17 protein-coding genes are annotated in these 15,078 nt (G+C 69.8%); 7 read left to right on the top strand and 10 right to left on the bottom strand.

From position 1 onward, the window contains the following. The first annotated feature begins 53 nt into the window (after window positions 1-53). Genes LDL49_RS37470 through thiE form a run of 3 tightly spaced genes read left to right on the top strand, consistent with a single transcriptional unit; the run spans window position 54 to window position 2,235 of the window. Complete coding sequence (locus LDL49_RS37470; protein ID WP_225298597.1) at window positions 54-1,217, top strand: NAD(P)/FAD-dependent oxidoreductase; 1,164 nt, start codon at window positions 54-56, stop codon at window positions 1,215-1,217. A gap of 30 nt (window positions 1,218-1,247) precedes the next feature. Further along, on the top strand, window positions 1,248-1,622 hold the full coding sequence (locus LDL49_RS37475; protein WP_225298599.1) for an Rv2175c family DNA-binding protein: 375 nt from the start codon (window positions 1,248-1,250) through the stop codon (window positions 1,620-1,622). Next, window positions 1,600-2,235: a thiamine phosphate synthase gene (thiE, locus tag LDL49_RS37480; protein ID WP_225298601.1), complete on the top strand. Its 636-nt coding sequence runs from the start codon at window positions 1,600-1,602 to the stop codon at window positions 2,233-2,235. Before LDL49_RS37475 ends, thiE begins: the two co-directional genes overlap by 23 nt. 171 nt (window positions 2,236-2,406) lie before the next feature. Here thiE and LDL49_RS37485 read toward each other — a convergent pair whose 3' ends face one another. Continuing rightward, complete coding sequence (locus LDL49_RS37485) at window positions 2,407-3,474, bottom strand: polyprenyl synthetase family protein (protein WP_225298603.1); 1,068 nt, start codon at window positions 3,472-3,474, stop codon at window positions 2,407-2,409. A 73-nt stretch (window positions 3,475-3,547) separates the two neighbouring features. Between LDL49_RS37485 and metF the strand changes: the two genes are divergently transcribed. Then, a complete protein-coding gene (gene metF / locus LDL49_RS37490; protein WP_225298605.1) occupies window positions 3,548-4,471 on the top strand; it encodes a methylenetetrahydrofolate reductase [NAD(P)H] in 924 nt (307 codons plus the stop codon). A 413-nt stretch (window positions 4,472-4,884) separates the two neighbouring features. Here the strand turns inward: metF and LDL49_RS37495 are convergent, their stop codons facing one another. From LDL49_RS37495 to LDL49_RS37505, 3 genes are all read right to left on the bottom strand, one after another. Beyond that, complete coding sequence (locus tag LDL49_RS37495) at window positions 4,885-5,409, bottom strand: hypothetical protein (protein ID WP_225298607.1); 525 nt, start codon at window positions 5,407-5,409, stop codon at window positions 4,885-4,887. 168 nt (window positions 5,410-5,577) lie between these two features. Further along, on the bottom strand, window positions 5,578-6,138 hold the full coding sequence (locus LDL49_RS37500) for a GNAT family N-acetyltransferase (protein WP_225298609.1): 561 nt from the start codon (window positions 6,136-6,138) through the stop codon (window positions 5,578-5,580). A gap of 10 nt (window positions 6,139-6,148) precedes the next feature. After that, window positions 6,149-6,625, bottom strand: coding sequence for a YbaK/EbsC family protein (locus LDL49_RS37505; RefSeq protein WP_225298610.1), 477 nt, complete (start codon window positions 6,623-6,625; stop codon window positions 6,149-6,151). A 252-nt stretch (window positions 6,626-6,877) separates the two neighbouring features. Here LDL49_RS37505 and LDL49_RS37510 point away from each other — a divergent pair, with 252 nt between their 5' ends. Then, window positions 6,878-7,546 (top strand): L,D-transpeptidase family protein, encoded by a 669-nt coding sequence (locus tag LDL49_RS37510; RefSeq protein ID WP_225298612.1) that lies wholly within the window; start codon window positions 6,878-6,880, stop codon window positions 7,544-7,546. A gap of 79 nt (window positions 7,547-7,625) precedes the next feature. Here the strand turns inward: LDL49_RS37510 and LDL49_RS37515 are convergent, their stop codons facing one another. The 3 genes from LDL49_RS37515 to LDL49_RS37525 form a co-directional block, all read right to left on the bottom strand. Further along, on the bottom strand, window positions 7,626-8,342 hold the full coding sequence (locus LDL49_RS37515; RefSeq protein WP_225298614.1) for a response regulator: 717 nt from the start codon (window positions 8,340-8,342) through the stop codon (window positions 7,626-7,628). Further along, window positions 8,327-9,649 carry a sensor histidine kinase gene (locus LDL49_RS58675; RefSeq protein WP_225298616.1) on the bottom strand — a complete coding sequence of 441 codons (1,323 nt, stop codon included), beginning with the start codon at window positions 9,647-9,649 and terminating at the stop codon, window positions 8,327-8,329. Before LDL49_RS58675 ends, LDL49_RS37515 begins: the two co-directional genes overlap by 16 nt. 241 nt (window positions 9,650-9,890) lie before the next feature. Further along, on the bottom strand, window positions 9,891-10,178 hold the full coding sequence (locus tag LDL49_RS37525) for a hypothetical protein (RefSeq protein WP_225298726.1): 288 nt from the start codon (window positions 10,176-10,178) through the stop codon (window positions 9,891-9,893). Between LDL49_RS37525 and LDL49_RS37530 the strand changes: the two genes are divergently transcribed. Together LDL49_RS37530 and LDL49_RS58680 are read left to right on the top strand one after the other, a co-directional pair. Further along, window positions 10,114-11,127 carry an alpha/beta hydrolase family protein gene (locus tag LDL49_RS37530; protein WP_263656015.1) on the top strand — a complete coding sequence of 338 codons (1,014 nt, stop codon included), beginning with the start codon at window positions 10,114-10,116 and terminating at the stop codon, window positions 11,125-11,127. The two genes, LDL49_RS37525 and LDL49_RS37530, sit on opposite strands and share 65 nt — an antisense overlap. 147 nt (window positions 11,128-11,274) lie before the next feature. Further along, window positions 11,275-12,255 (top strand): class I SAM-dependent methyltransferase, encoded by a 981-nt coding sequence (locus LDL49_RS58680; protein ID WP_308016242.1) that lies wholly within the window; start codon window positions 11,275-11,277, stop codon window positions 12,253-12,255. Between the two features lie 4 nt (window positions 12,256-12,259). On the opposite strand, the gene LDL49_RS37545 is transcribed toward LDL49_RS58680, so the two are convergent. From LDL49_RS37545 to LDL49_RS37555, 3 genes are read right to left on the bottom strand one after another with little or no spacing between them, the layout of a single operon-like run. After that, complete coding sequence (locus tag LDL49_RS37545) at window positions 12,260-13,150, bottom strand: aldo/keto reductase (RefSeq protein WP_225298618.1); 891 nt, start codon at window positions 13,148-13,150, stop codon at window positions 12,260-12,262. A 21-nt stretch (window positions 13,151-13,171) separates the two neighbouring features. Then, the gene (locus LDL49_RS37550) at window positions 13,172-14,155 is read right to left on the bottom strand and encodes an aldo/keto reductase (protein WP_225298620.1); all 984 of its coding nucleotides are present in this window, start codon (window positions 14,153-14,155) and stop codon (window positions 13,172-13,174) included. Window positions 14,156-14,160: 5 nt separating this feature from the next. After that, window positions 14,161-15,072, bottom strand: coding sequence for a carbohydrate ABC transporter permease (locus LDL49_RS37555; RefSeq protein WP_225298622.1), 912 nt, complete (start codon window positions 15,070-15,072; stop codon window positions 14,161-14,163). Between the last annotated feature and the right edge of the window lie 6 nt (window positions 15,073-15,078).

Genomic DNA, 15,078 nt, shown 5'->3' on the forward strand with positions numbered 1-15,078 from the left:
ACCCTACGGCCTCGGCGCGACGCCCAGGCACGGGCCCGGTTATGGTCTTGAACGTGAATCATGTGGTGGTGGCAGGCGCCGGTCTGGCCGGCGTACGGAGTGTCGAGGCGCTGCGCGCGAAAGGGTTCGACGGCAGGATCACGCTGATCGGGCAGGAACGGCACCGGCCGTACGACCGGCCACCCCTGTCGAAGGCGGTCCTGTCCGGCAGCAGTGACTCCAGCTTCGTCGACGCCGACCTCGCCATGCTGGAGGTGGACTTCTGGCCGGGCGTCTCGGCCAAGGCGCTGCGTCCCGGCGTCGTCGAGACCACCGAGGGCGAACTCGGCTACGACGGCCTGGTGATCGCCACCGGCGCCGAGCCGATCACGCTGCCCGGCGACGGCCGGCAACACGTGCTGCGCACCCTCGACGACGCGCTGGAGCTGCGCGCCCGGCTCGTCAAGGGCGCCCGCGTGGTGATCATCGGCGCCGGTTGGATCGGCGCTGAGGTGGCCACGGCCGCCCGCCGGGCCGGCTGCGAGGTGACCGTGATCGAGGCGGGCCCCACCCCGCTCGCCCAGGCGGTCGGCCCCGAGATCGGCGCCCGCACCCAGGGCTGGTACGAGGGCATCGACCTGCGGCTCGACACCCTGGTCGGCTCCGTGGACGACGGCGGCGTGACGCTCGCGGACGGCAGCCTCATCGAGGCGCACGTGGTCGTCACCGGCGTCGGCGTACGCCCGGCCGTCGGCTGGCTCGCGGGCTCCGGCATCGACCTGGACAACGGCGTCGTCACCGACGAGCACCTGCGCACCTCCCTGCCGAACGTCGTGGCCGTGGGCGACTGCGCCGCCTGGTGGTCGCGCCGGTTCGAGACCAGGCTGAGGGTCGAGCACTGGGACGCCGCGCTCAACTCGCCCGAGGTGGCCGCCGCCACGCTGCTGGGTGTGGAGGCCGCCTACGACCCGGTGCCCTATTTCTGGTCCGAGCAGTTCGGCCACATGGTCCAGTACGCGGGCCACCACCCGGCCGGAGACCGCCTCCTCTACCGAGGCGAACTCGGCGGAAAGTGGTCGGCCTGCTGGCTCACCTCGGAGGACACCCTGGCCGCGGTACTCGCCGTGGACCGGCCGCGAGACCTAGTCCAGGGCCGAAGAATCATCGAAGCCGGACACCGCGTGGACGCCGAACGCCTGGTAGATCCCGACGTCTCCCTACGGGATTGTGTTGTTTGAGCAAGCACGCCATGTGGTAGTTGTGGTTTCGTGACGCTTTCTGTTGCGCAGATCGACCGGGAGACCGACCAACTCGTCGCCGAGTGGCTCACTCTCCCCGAAGTGGCCGCGCGCCTCGACCTCTCGATAGGGCGGGCCAAGCAACTCCTCAAGGACCGGAAACTGCTCGGTGTGCGCCGGGGTGGTGGTGGGCCACAAGTGCCCGCGGTGTTCCTTGACGGAAAGGACGTGATGAAGGGTCTGCCCGGCACGCTCTCCGTGCTGCGCGACTCCGGTTATGACGACATCGAGTCGCTCCGCTGGCTCTTCACACCCGACGACTCCCTGCCCGGCTCGCCCGTCGACGCCATCAGGGCCGGTCGCCACACCGAGGTCAAGCGGCGTGCCCAAGCCCTCGCTTTCTGACGCCCGGCTCTACCTCTGCACGGACGGCCGTCGCGAACGCGGTGACCTGGCCGACTTCCTCGACGCGGTGCTGGCCGCGGGCGTGGACATCGTCCAGTTGCGGGAGAAGGGGCTGGAGGCGCGCGAAGAGCTCGCGCTCCTCGAGGTCTTCCGCGACGCCTGCGACCGGCACGGCCGGCTGCTGGCGGTCAACGACCGGGCCGACATCGCGTACGCCGCCCGGCCCGACGTGCTCCACCTGGGGCAGGACGATCTTCCGGTGAAGGTCGCGCGAGAGATACTCGGCGACGACGTCTTCATCGGACGGTCCACCCACTCCGTGGCCGAGGCGTCCGCCGCGGCCGTGGAGGAGGGCGTCGACTACTTCTGCTGCGGTCCCGTCTGGCCGACGCCGACGAAGCCGGGCCGCCACGCGCCGGGGCCGTCGCTGCTCCGGCACGCGGCGTCGCTCGGCAGCGGGCGGCCGTGGTTCGCCATCGGCGGCATCGACCTGGGCAATCTTGACCAGGTCCGGTCGTACGGGGCCGAACGGGTCGTAGTAGTACGCGCCATCACGGAGGCTGACGATCCGGGCGCCGCGGCAGCGGAGTTCGCCAAGCGCCTGGCCGGCTGACAGACGCGCGCGGGCGCCGCCCGGCGCCCGCCGCGCCCTACTCAGCTCGTCGCGTGAGGCGGCGGGTCGTACGCGCGGCCGCTCAGCGGTGTGCGTGAGGTCGCTCAGACGCGCCTGAAAGTACAGGCCGCTCAAACGCGCTTGAAAGTGACAGGTCGTACAGGTGGCCGCTCAGGTTGTGCGTGAGGTGGCGGCCACCGCCAGGTCCGACAGGGCCGCGCGGGCGTCCGGTGTGATGGGCGCCTTGCCGAGGTACGTCAGCGCCTCGCCGAGGTAGTCGCCGATCATGTCCTCGCACTGGCGCAGCGCCCCGGTGCCCTCGATGATGCCCCGCAGCACGGTCACCCCGTGCTCGTCGAGGCCGGGGTCGCCGAGCAGGGCGCGCACGTTCTCGGCGTCGCCGGGTGAAGCCGCTGCCAGCGTCCGGGCGACGAGCATCGTCCGCTTGCCCTCGCGCAGGTCGTCGCCCGCCGGTTTGCCGGTCTGCGCCGGGTCGCCGAACACGCCCAGGATGTCGTCGCGCAGCTGGAAGGCGATGCCGACCCGCCGGCCGTACTCCATGCAGAGCTCGTCCATCCACGGCTCCAGGCCGCCGGCGGCGAGCACCAGGCCGAGGCGGAGCGGTTGTTCGACGGAGTATTTGCCGCTCTTGTAGAGGGCGACGCGCAGGGCGGACTCGAAGGTGTTCTCGCCGTGCGCCTGCTCCAGCAGGTCGAGATATTGGCCACACATCAGCTCGGTGCGCATGTGGTCGTGCACCGGCTGGGCCGCCGACAGCGACTCGGGCGGCAGGCCGCTGCTGCGCCACATCTCGCCGGACCAGATCAGCAGCAGGTTGCCCAGCAGGATCGCCGCGCCCTCCCCGAACTGCTCCGCCGAGCCGTGCCAGCCCGACTTCTCATGGATGGCCTCGAAGCGGCGGTGCGCGGACGGCATGCCCCTGCGCAGGTCGCTCTTGTCCATCACGTCGTCGTGCACCAGCGCGCTGGCCTGGAGCAGCTCCAGCGAGGCGGCGGCGGTGAAGATCTCGGGCACGTCGGTGCCGCCCGCGCCCCGCCACCCCCAGTAGCAGAAGGCCGGGCGCAGCCGCTTGCCGCCGGACAGCAGGTCGTCGGCGGCCGCGCGGAGGGGCTCGAGCTCGGTGTCGCCGGGGGCGGGCAGCTGCCGTTGGACGAACGTCCGCAGCGCGGCGTCCACCTTGGTACGCAGGGCGTCCAGGCTCGCGGCGTCAGTGGTCATGCCTCTGAGACTAGTGGCCGGGCGGCCGAGCCGGATCTCCAGGGACGGGGCTTGTGGCGGTAGCCTGGGTCTCATGGCGCTTGGTCGACCCTCCATCCTGCCCGATCGTGTTCCCACCGTCCGTGAGCTTCTCGCGTCCGGTGGCCGGTCGTTCTCCTTCGAATTCTTCCCGCCGAAGACGGACGAGGGGGAACGGCAGCTGTGGCGGGCGATCAGAGAGCTCGAGTCGCTGCGGCCGACGTTCGTGTCCGTGACCTATGGCGCGGGCGGCTCCAGCCGTGACCGCACCGTCGACATCGTCGAACGGCTGGCCCACGACACCACGCTCACCCCTGTGGCGCATTTCACCGCGGTCAACCACTCGATCCGCGAGCTGCGCCACCTGATCGGCCGCTTCGCGGACGCGGGGGTGCGCAACATCCTCGCCGTGCGGGGCGACCCTCCCGGCGACCCGACGGGCGAGTGGGTCCAGCACCCTGAAGGCGTCCTCTACGCCGAGGAGCTTGTGCGGCTGATCCGGCAGGTGGGCGACTTCTGCGTGGGCGTGGCGGCGTTCCCGTACAAACACCCGCGCTCGCCGTCGATCGAGTCCGACACCGACTTCTTCGTACAGAAGTGCCGGGCCGGGGCCGACTACGCGATCACCCAGATGTTCTTCCAAGCCGACGACTACCTGCGGCTGCGCGACCGGGTGGCGGAGCAGGGGTGTGACACGCCGATCATCCCGTGCATCATGCCGGTCACGCAGATGAGCACGATCGCCAGGTCGGAGCAGCTGTCGGGGGCGCCGTTCCCGGCGGAGCTGGCGGCCCGCTTCGAGGCGGTGGCCGACGACCCGGCGGCCGTGCGGCGGCTGGGCATCGACCACGGGGTGGAGCTCTGCCAGCGGCTGCTGAATGAGGGCGCGCCGGGGATCCACTTCATCACCTTCAACCGGTCCAGCGCGACGCGAGAGGTGTTCGAGCGCCTCTCGGTGGTCGAGGCGCTGTCCGCGTGACCCGGCGCTGAGCTGGCCGTTCGTGATAATCGGGCCGTTCGTGCGGACGTCTGTGTTGGTCCGGCCGTTCATGCGGGGGGACAAGCAGTCTTTTGTACGGCAAGCCCGGTGGGCCGCTGGCCGCCGACCGGGGCTGAGGTCTGTCCAGGGTTACGCTTACGAGGTTCCCCGGCTTGCCGCCGTTACGACTCGTCCCTTGGCCATCTAGATCCTTGGTGTGGGGAGGGAAGAAGGCCCTGGCGAGGGAGAGCCGATTCGGGGGAGCGGAAGAACGGACACCCGGTAAGGGGGTCTCGTGCCGGTGCTCCGCCCGCAGGGGGATCGGGCGGATGGCCGGTTGCCCTACGTAGTGAAGATTGCCCAGAGTGACGGGCGGCAAACCACAGGTCACGAGAGGGCCATGACACGCCGGTTCACCTTCCGGTCTGGTCGAAGAACTGCCAGATGCTGAACCTGCGCACGTAGACAGGCATGGCGTCCCGGCCGAGCACCCGGATGTGCCTGATGCGGGTCTTCTGGTTCATCTTGACCTTCACGCACTTCAGGTACGCACCGTGGAATCCAGGCAGGGCGGAGTAGGAGATGGACACGGCGCGGTGCGCCAGACCTCGGTCGGAGAGTCCCAGCCCCACCTCCCGGTAGAGGCGCCTCGACCCCTTCAGGGCGAACGCCGTGGAGCCGATGAGCGCGTGGTTCGCCTTCGGAGGGCAGTGCACGAAGATCCGGACGTGGCTGGCCTGGCGGGGATCCCACGGGAGGACGCGGAGCGACGGGACGTTCTTCAGCGCCGGGGGGATGGCGGTCTTGGAGCTCTTCTGGCTGGTGCTCGCGGTCGATGTGGGGGTGGGGCTGGGTGTGGGCGTGGGGGTCGGCTCGGGCGGGCTGCCCTGGCTCACCAGGAGAGTGGCGGCCACTCCGATTCGGGTGACGAGACGCATAGGTTCCTCCTGCCGGACGTCCGGGTGGTGCGACGTGGGCGTCGGTGCAGGGGGAGGTGCCCGGGGGTTGGCGCGGATGGGGGCGCCAGGTTGATCGTCTTCATTATGGCGGTGGTGTCGTGCACAGGGCGGAGCCGCGCTGGAACGGCCGGGATTCGCCCGTCGCCGTCACAGGGGGAGGGGTCTGCCCACGATCGCGTACTGCTCGTAGCCGCCCGGGAAGAGGAACGGGCTCAGCAGGTCGGTGAAGCCCATGCTGGCGTACAGGTGGCGGGCCGTGGTGGGGCGGTCGTGGGTGGACAGGACCGCCGAACGTTCGCGGCGGCCCGCGCACAGGGTGGCGATCATCGCCCGGCCGATGCCCTTGCCCTGGTAGTCGGGGTGCATGTGGATCTCGGCCAGTTCGAACGCGTTGCCCAGCCAGGCTTCGGCGACCTCCCTGCCCGCCTGTTTCTCCAGCGCGCGGAACACGACGTCGTGCCACCACTGGCCCGGCGCGCCCCGGAAGCCGTAGGCGAAGCCGACGATCTTCGAGGGGTACGCCCCCGACTCCCCACGCAATTCAGCGAAATAGCACTGGAAAAATGGGTATGTCCCGTGATTCCGCATGATGGCCTTACGGCCGGTGATCTGGTCCGAGGGCGGGCGCATGGCGGCGGCGTAGATGTCGATCACCGTGTCCAGGTGTTCGGTGAACTCCGCCTGTCCCGCCCCACGAAACTCGATCACGCGTCGCACACTACTCGACGTCCACGGGGGTGCCACCGGTGATTCGCACCAGCTCATCGAATGTGGTGGGAAAGACCGTGAGCGGATGCCCGCCGGCGGCCCATACGACCTCGTGCTTGCTCAGCCAGTTGTCCACCAGGGTCCGCACCGGGGCCGGATGCCCGACGGGCGCGACGCCGCCGATCGGCTGGCCCGTCGCCGCCCTGACGAACTCCGGCGTCGCCCGCCGTACCCTTTGGACCCCCGCCGTGCGGGCGATCAGCTCGACGTCGACGCGATGCGCGCCGCTGGTCAGCACCAGGAGCGGGGTGCCGTCCGCGTCGAAGATGAGGCTATTGGCGATGGCGCCGACCTCACAGCCGACCTGCGCGGCGGCGGTGGCCGCAGTGGGGGCTTTTTCCGGCAATACGATGATTTCTCCCTCGGCGCCTAGTGCGCGGAGCGCGGTTTCCACCAGAACGGCGTTGGCAGGCAACTTCTCAGGCATGGGCACACTCTAAACAGGTTGACCATTGCATTACCCTGACATGGTCCTTTGATCAAAATGTTCATGGTTTGAGAGGTGGTACGGGTGGGGGATCGACGGCTGCCCGGCGTGGCTGCTCTCATGACGGCCGGCGCCCTAGTCCTGACGGGGTGCGGTACGACCGTCACCCATGCGCGGTCGGCGGCAGCGCCCGCGATCGTTTCCATCACAACGACACCCATCCCAACGACACCCACCGCGGCGGCGCCGAGTGTGGCGGCCTCCGAGGCGGGGCCCACCACGACCGTCGCCGCGCCCAAGAAGACGCTCAAGCTGGGCGCCAAGGGCAAAGCGGTCACCTGGCTGCAGACGCGCCTCAAAGAGCTCGGCTACCGGCCGGGCCGGGCCGACGGCAGCTACGGCGGGTCGACGATGACGGCCGTGTGGGCCTTCCAGAAGGTGAACGGCATCCGGCCCACCAGCACGATCGCCAAGCGCACGTGGACCGCGCTGGAGAACCCCAGGACCCCCAAGATCCTGGTCAGGAACGGCCGGCCGACCCGCGCCGAGGTCAACCTGACCAAGCAGATCATGGTCCTGTACATCGACGGCCAGGTGAAGCTGATCACCCACATCTCCTCCGGCAGCGGCGTCCCGTACTGCGAGACGGCGACATGGCAGGGCAAGAGCCAGCGCTTCTGCGGCTCGGCCAGGACGCCCACGGGTGACTTCAAGACGACGTGGCGGGCCAAGGGCTGGCACAGGTCGTACCTGGGGCAGCTGTACAACCCGATCTTCTTCAACGGCGGCATCGCGTTCCACGGTGCGCTGTCGGTGCCGCTGTACCCGGCGTCTCACGGGTGCGTGCGGATGCCGATGAACGTGGCGGTCGAGCTGCCCGGGCTGCTCGGCAAGGGCGTGCCGGTGCACGTGCGACGCTAGCCTCGCCGGTGACAGGTCCGTGAGCTTCGGGAGGTTCCCGTCCGGAGTTCGCGGACCTTTCGGCATCCGGGGTCGGCGCTTACGACGGCCCCGGCGCGCTCTCTGGCGGCCGGTCGGCGGGAGAGCCGGGGGTGATCAACCCCGTCTCGTACGCGAGCACGACCGCCTGAACCCGGTCCCTGAGGCCGAGCTTGGACAGGATGCGGGCGACGTGGGTCTTCACCGTCGTCGGGCTGAGGCTCAGCCGCTCAGCGAGTTCGGCGTTGCTCAGCCCGGTGGCGAGCAGGCGCAACACCTCCAGCTCCCGGGGCGTCAGCTCCGACAGGTCGCGGTGAACGGCCGCCCTGGCCTCGTCACGGCGGGCGAAGCGTTCGACCAGGCGGCGGGTGATCGACGGGGCGAGCAGGGCGTCACCCGCGCGGACCAGGCGCACCGCGGCCACCAGGTGCTCGGGTGTGACGTCCTTGAGCAGGAACGCGCTGGCCCCCATGGTGAGCGCCGCGTAGACATAGTGATCGAGGTCGTAGGTGGTCAGGATGAGGACACGGGTCTCGTCCGCGGCGCCTGCCGTGATCTGCCGGGTGGCTTCGAGGCCGTCCATCTCCGGCATCCGGATGTCCATCAGCACCACGTCGGGCCGGGTGCGCCGGACCGCGGCGACGGCTTCGGCGCCGTTGGCCGCCTCGGCCGCCACCTCGATGCCGTCGGCGGCGAGGATCATCCCGAATCCGCTGCGTACCAGCGCCTGGTCGTCGGCGATGACCACACGCAGCGGCCGGTTCACGTGGTCGTCCATGGAACCCTTGCCTTGATCTGGTAGCCGCCGTCGCTCCTGGGTCCCGCCTCCAGGGTGCCGTCGTAGAGCGCGAGCCGCTCGCGTAGCCCGATCAGGCCCCTGCCCTGGCCGTCTCCGGCGCGCATCGCCTGCCTGCCGCCGGTGTCGGTGACCTCGATCTCCAGCCAGCCGCCGCTGTGGCCGATCATGACGGACGCCGCGGCGCCGGCCGCGTGCTTGATCGTGTTGGTCAATGCCTCCTGTACGACGCGGTACGCGGCCAGGTCCACCCCCGGCGGCAGCGGGCCGGGCGGTGGTGAGACCTCGACGCTGACCGGTACGCCGGCGTCGCGAACCCGTTTGATCAAGGAGTCCAGCTGGTCGAGTCCCGGTTGTGGTTCGAGCCCGTCGGCGCTGCTTGCCCCCCGCGCGCTTTCCGGACCGGCGAGCAGGCCCATGACGTGGCGGAGTTCGGCCATGGCGGCCCGGCCGCCGGCCTCGACCGCCAGCATGGCCTGCTTCGACCGATCCGGGGCGGTGTCCATGACCTTGCGCGCCGCTCCGGCCTGGATGACCATCACGTTCACATTGTGGGTGACGACGTCGTGGAGTTCGCCGGCGATCCGGGCGCGCTCCACCTCGACGGCCCGGCGCATGCCCTCCTCCTGAGCCTGCCGCAGTGCGGCGATCTGTCGCCTCCAGGACCGGCCGAGACTCGCGGCGACTCCAGCGCTGAGCAGTACCACGAACGGGCCCAGCCAGCTCGGCAACGGCGGTACGGAGTCCTGGAAGGCGGCGCCGGCCAGGAAGGTCGCGAGGGCGAGGCCGCCCATCGCCGCCGCCCGGTGACGACTGTGGGCCACGGCGCCATAGGCGGCGATGGCGAAGGTCAGCACGGTGATCCAGGTCGCGTCGTCAGCGGTGGCCAATGCCGCGACCAGCACCACCCCGAAGGTGGTCAGCGGATACAGCCGCCGTACCGCCAGCGGCAACGCTGTCAGCACCACCAGGAGGGGAAGCGGGCCCGGCGGGTCGTCGGCGGGGGGATCGACCGACCGGACCAGGCTGTCGGGCCGGACATCGCCGCTTCGTGGCTGCGGAGTGGGCCGCAGTTTCAAGGGCTCCATCAGGGAGTGTTGCCGCACGTCGACGCGGCGGAGATCACCGTCGGTCGTGCTCGCCGTCGCGGCCACCGCGACAACGGTCAGCAGGATCGCGAGCAGCAGGTCGGCGAGGAGTGATCGGTGCGAGGGCCGGGCGGGTTTCTGCTCGGGGCGCAGCACATCCAGCCCGAGCTGCCACCATCCACGTCGTTCGCTCACTGTCACTGATGCATTGTCCCGGCTGCGCGGTACGTCCGCGTCAGCCTCGGTGCCGGGGCCCGACGTTCTCCAGGAGTACATCGCAGGGATGACACGGCTGGAAATCCTCCCCGAGAAGGGGCCGATATCGGCATGACAGCCGACGCGGGCGAATCTCCTCCGCGCATAGCTTGCTTGCTGCCATCGGCCGCCCGTGAAGACTCCATCGAGGCGGCCGCTCCCATCCGGAAGGACAACAGTTCATGGGTCATGTGATGAATCCGGCGCGCCGAGGCGTCACCGCCATCGCGGCTCTGCTCGCCTTCGCGGCCGTCACCTCCTGCGCTCCCGCGTCCGGGCCGGCCCGGTCCGACGGCCCCTTGCGCACGCCGTCGCCTGCGAGGCCCGTCTCCGCCGGTCTGGCGTCTCCCCGGAGCGGTACACCGTACCTGCCCAAACCGACCGGGTCCCAGCCGGTCGGCACCACGTCCTTGTACCTCAAGGACACCTCCCGCGCCGACCCCTGGGTGCCCGGCGTGAAGGCGAGGGAACTCATGGTCTCCCTGTGGTACCCGGCGAAACCCCGCGGCCGGAAGCCGGCTCCGTACATGACGCCCAAGGAATCAGAACTCCTCATGAAAGACGGGGAGATAACCGGTGTGCCGCTCGACCTGCTCAGCAAGACGCGGACCAACGCGACCACCGACGCGGAACCGGCGGGTCATCGGCGTGGACTGCCGCTGGTGGTGCTCTCCCCTGGCTTCACCGAGCCCCGGAGCTCGCTCACCGCACTGGCCGAGGACCTGGCGAGCAGGGGTTACGCGGTGGTCTCCATCAGCCACACGTACGAGACCGCGACGAGTTTCCCCGGCGGACGGATCACCACCTGCATGGCCTGCGAGGTCAAGGCGAAGGATCAGACGTTCTGGGACAAGGTTGGCGCGACCAGAGCGGCCGACGTCTCCTTCGTGCTGGACGCACTGACCGGCGCGCACCCCGGATGGAAGAGCGCCGCGCTGATCGACCCGTCCAGAATCGCGATGGCCGGTCACTCGGCGGGCGGCGCGAGCGCCGTGGGGGCCATGCTCAAGGATCCGAGGGTACGCGCCGGGATCGACATCGACGGCACCGCGTTCGTCCCGGTTCCGGAGAGCGGGTTGTCGCGGCCGTTCCTCTTCCTGGGCGCGCAGGCGAAACACAGCCCGGGCGGAAAGGACGTCTCGTGGGACGGCGTCTGGCGGAACCTGACCGGATGGAAGCGCTGGCTCGTGGTGGCGGGGGCAGAGCACGTCTCGTTCACCGACATCGCCGTGCTGGGCGAACAGATCGGCATCTACCGGAACACCGACCTGCCCCCTGCCCGCTCCATGGGGATCACCCGCACGTACGTGGCGGCGTTCTTCGACCTGCACCTGCGCGCGAAGCCGCAGCCGCTGCTCAACGCGCGGTCACCCCGTTTCCCTGACGTCAAGCTGTGTGACGTCGAGCAGAAGACGTGCGCCTAGAACCCCTACTCAGCCCCTGGAGATGAGGTGCGGAGGGCCTTTTCCTCCGCCGTGCCCCTGAATATCCCGACTTCCCTGGCCGAAATCACCGCAGGCGTCCTGTCATGGGAGTCCCGGACCCCACCCCCCACCGAGAGGTGCTGTGCCATGCGGAGACGCCTGCGTGCCGGAGCGGCGCTGGCCGCCGTCCTCGTGCTGAGCCTGACGGCGCCGCCCGTCGCGGCGCGGTCACGGCAGGTCACGGAGCAGGTCGTCCCGGGGCTCAGGCGGCCGGTCGAGCTGATCGTGGACGAGTGGGGTGTTCCGCACATCTACGCCCAGAACACCGATGACCTCTTCCTCGCCCAGGGATTCAACGCCGCCAGGGACCGGCTGTTCCAGATCGACCTCTGGCGACGCCGCGGCCTGGGAGAGCTCTCGGCGCTGTTCGCCCCCACCTATGTGGAGCAGGACAAGGCGACGCGGATGTTCCTCGGAGCGGCACGCCGAAAGCACGATCAAGCTGCTCCCGCGGCGGTAGCTTTGCGGGTCATGTCGTTCAATCACAATGACCACTATCATCCGCTTCTGCTCAAGCAGATTCCCGAGGGCGCCGGGACCGCCCTGGACGTGGGCTGCGGGAGCGGGCTGTTCGCGCGGCGGCTGGCCGCGAGAGGGCTGGTGGTCGACGCGATCGACTCCTCCGCCGAGGCCGTCGAGGCGGCCCGCTCGATTCCGGGTCCCGTACGGTACGAGCGGGCCGACATCGCGGTGGCCGAGCTGCCGCGCGGAAAGTACGACTTCGTCTCGTGCCTGGCCAGCATCCACCACGTGCCCTTCGAGACGGTGAGCCTGCTACGCGAGTCGCTCGCTCCCGGTGGGGTGCTCGCGATCCTCGGCTGCTACCGGGAGAGCACGCCCGCGGACTACGCGGTCAGCCTGTGCGCGGCGCCGGTGAACGCGGTCGCCCGCCTCCTTTCGGCGGCCCGTCCGCAGGAGGAGGCGCCCACCGAGATGGTGGTCGCCAAGGCCATGATGACGCTGCCGGAGATCACGGCCGAAGCGGCGACACTGCTGCCCGGCGCCTCGATCCGCCGCCTGCTGTTCTGGCGTTACCTGCTCGTCTTCAGGGAGCCGGGCCAGAACTGATCAGCTAGGTTCCGAGGTCCTGCCAGAGGGCGTCCGGCACGGGGTGGTCCAGAGCGGCCAGGTTGTCGGTGATCTGGCCCGGTTCGTGGGCGCCGACGAGGATCGAGTGGACCGCGGGATGCTGGAACGGGAACTGAAGGGCCGCGGCCGTGATCGGGACCTCGTGCTCCTGGCAGGCCGCCGCGATCCGCCGCACCTCCTCGGAGGCGTCGGCCGGCGGCCCGGCCAGCTCGCCGCGGTGCAGCAGGCTGGCCGCCACGACGGGGATGGCCCGCTCCTGGCACAGCGGCAACAGCTCCTCGAACGCCGACCGGCGCAGCAGCGTGCACTGGTTGGCGGCGAGCAGGAGGTCCGGGTCGGCGCGCTTGACGAAGTCGACGAGCATCCGCGACTGGTTCATGCCGACGCCGATCGCCCGCACCACACCCTGGGCGCGCAGGTCCGCCAGGGCGGGGTAGGCCTCGTCCAGGGCCTGCGGCCAGTGGTGGTCGGGGTCGTGGATGAGCAGGATGTCGATCCGGTCCAGGCCGAGGCGGTCCAGGGAGTCCGAGACGCTGCGCAGGACGCCGTCGCGGGTGAAGTCCCACTCGACGTGCCGATCGTCGGGCACCGCGAAGATGCCCGCGTCACGCGACCCGTTGGAGCCGGGCCGGACCAGGCGGCCGACCTTGGTCGACAGGAGGTAATCCGACCGGGGCCGGCCGCGCAGCGCCTTGCCCAGGCGCTGCTCTGCCAGGCCGAAGCCGTAGAAGGGGGCGGTGTCGAAATAGCGGACCCCGGCCGCCCAGGCCGTGTCGATGACGGCCTGGGCCTGGGCGTCGGAGATGGGATGGAGGTAGTTCCCAAGGGGTCCGCCGCCCAGGCCCACCCTGGGGAGGGCTAGGGGCGGGGTCACGCCGGCACCACCGGGGTGCGGCTACGCATCGACACCCGCTTCCTTGGCGGCTCGGTCGATCTGGGACAGTTCGTCGTCGGTGAAGTCGAGCCGGTCGACGGCCGCGACGTTCGCCTCCAACTGCTCGGGGCTCGACGCGCCCACGAGGACCGAGGTGATGCGCGGGTCCCGCAGCGCCCAGGCCAGCGCCAGCTGGGCCACCGACTGGCCGCGGGCCGAGGCCACCTCGCCCAGCGCGCGGACGAAGGCCAGCACTTCGGGCGTGACCCGGTCGGTGGTGAGGAAGCGCCCCTCGGCCGCCCGCGAGTCCGCCGGGATGCCGTTCAGGTAGCGGTCGGTCAGCAGGCCCTGCGCCAGCGGCGAGTAGACGACGCAACCGACGCCCTCCTGCTCCAGCACGCCCAGCAGCGACTCCTCGATGCGCCGGTTGAGCAGGGAATACGCCGGTTGGTGCACGAGCAGCGGGGTGCCGAGCCCGCGCAGCAGCCGGGCGGCCTCCGCCGTACGCTCGGGGGAGAAGTTGGAGACCCCGGCGTAGAGGACCCGGCCGGTGCGCACCATGTGGTCGAGCGTGCTCACCTGCTCTTCCAGCGGCGTCTCCTCGTCGTCGCGGTGCAGGTAGAAGATGTCCACGAAGTCCAGGCCGAGCCGGTCCAGCGAGCGGTCGAGCGTGGCCAGCAGGTGCTTGCGCGAGTTGCCCTTGCCGTAGGGGCCGTCCCACATGGGGTTGCTGCCCTTGGTGGTGACCACGATCTCGTCGCGGTGGCCGCGCAGGTCCTGGCGGAAGATCGTGCCGAACGTCGACTCGGCGGCGCCGAGCGGCGGGCCGTACCTGTCGGCGATGTCGAAGTGGGTGATGCCAAGGTCGAGCGCCTTGTGCAGGATCGCCCGCTGGCTGTCCAGCGGCTTGCCGCCGCCGAAGTTGTGCCACAGGCCCAGCGAGACCGCGGGCAGTCGCAGCCCGCTCCGGCCACATCTCCTGTACGGCTGGCGTTCGTAGTTCAAACAGCTCACCTTCCTGCGATTCCGGTCAGCGTGACGCCCCGGATGAACGTTTTCTGGGCCAGGAAAAAGACGATAAGGATGGGCATCATGGAGATGATCGAGACGGCCATCATCTGGTTGTACTGAGTAACGTACTGGCCGCTGAACATCCCCAGCCCCTGCGCGAGGGTGATCTTGTCCATCGACCGGAGGTAGATGGAGTTCTCCAGATACTGGTTCCAGTTCCCGACGAAGGAGAACAGGCAGATCGCCGCGATCGCCGGCCTGGCCAGCGGCAGCATGACGCTCCACAGGATGCGCAGTTCCGAGGCGCCGTCGATGCGGGCGGCGTCGATGAGCTCCTGCGGGATCGTGGTGAAGAACTGCCGCAGCAGGAAGATGTAGAGCGCCACGCCGAAGAACTCCGGCACGATCAGCGGCAGATAGGTGTCCACCCAGCCGAGCTTGGAGAACATGATGAACTTCGGCACCAGGGTGATCTCACGGGGGATCATCATGGTCGCCATCAGCGCGCCGAACATGATGCCGGCCGCCGGCGCCCGCATCCTGGCGAAGGCGTAGGCGGGCAGCACGCAGGAGATGAGGTTGCCGGCCATGGACAGCCCGGTGATCACGATGGTGTTCACCAGGAACTTCGTGAACGGCAACGAGCCCGACCAGCCCTTGATGTAATTCTCGAAGTGGAAGGAGTCGGGCAGCCACTGCGGCGGGAAGGCCAGGTTGTCCGCGTCGGACTTCAGCGAGGTGGTCAGCATCCACAGGAACGGCAGCAGGAACATCGCCGAGCTGACGATGAGCAGGACATAGGCGCCGGTGCGCCGGATCCGCCTGATCCGATCGGCCTGCTCCGAGGTCAGGGGCGGCCCCTGCCTGGTGCGCGCGGGCGCCCGATCATGCGCCGCGGTCTCGACGAGCATCGGCGT

Origin of the sequence: Nonomuraea aurantiaca (assembly GCF_020215705.1) — a bacterium.
In the GTDB taxonomy this organism is placed as follows: Bacteria; Actinomycetota; Actinomycetes; order Streptosporangiales; family Streptosporangiaceae; genus Nonomuraea; species Nonomuraea aurantiaca.

What these genes read in the sequence shown, in the direction of transcription:
- LDL49_RS37505 (WP_225298610.1), bottom strand. Translation starts at nt 6,625, where the DNA reads ATGCCTGAGAAGTTGCCTGCCAACGCCGTTCTGGTGGAAACCGCGCTC.
- LDL49_RS37495 (WP_225298607.1), bottom strand. Translation starts at nt 5,409, where the DNA reads ATGCGTCTCGTCACCCGAATCGGAGTGGCCGCCACTCTCCTGGTGAGC.
- LDL49_RS37525 (WP_225298726.1), bottom strand. Translation starts at nt 10,178, where the DNA reads ATGAGTTCCCTCGCCTTCACGCCGGGCACCCAGGGGTCGGCGCGGGAG.
- LDL49_RS37485 (WP_225298603.1), bottom strand. Translation starts at nt 3,474, where the DNA reads ATGACCACTGACGCCGCGAGCCTGGACGCCCTGCGTACCAAGGTGGAC.
- LDL49_RS37515 (WP_225298614.1), bottom strand. Translation starts at nt 8,342, where the DNA reads ATGGACGACCACGTGAACCGGCCGCTGCGTGTGGTCATCGCCGACGAC.
- metF (WP_225298605.1), top strand. Translation starts at nt 3,548, where the DNA reads ATGGCGCTTGGTCGACCCTCCATCCTGCCCGATCGTGTTCCCACCGTC.
- LDL49_RS58680 (WP_308016242.1), top strand. Translation starts at nt 11,275, where the DNA reads ATGCGGAGACGCCTGCGTGCCGGAGCGGCGCTGGCCGCCGTCCTCGTG.
- LDL49_RS37555 (WP_225298622.1), bottom strand. Translation starts at nt 15,072, where the DNA reads ATGCTCGTCGAGACCGCGGCGCATGATCGGGCGCCCGCGCGCACCAGG.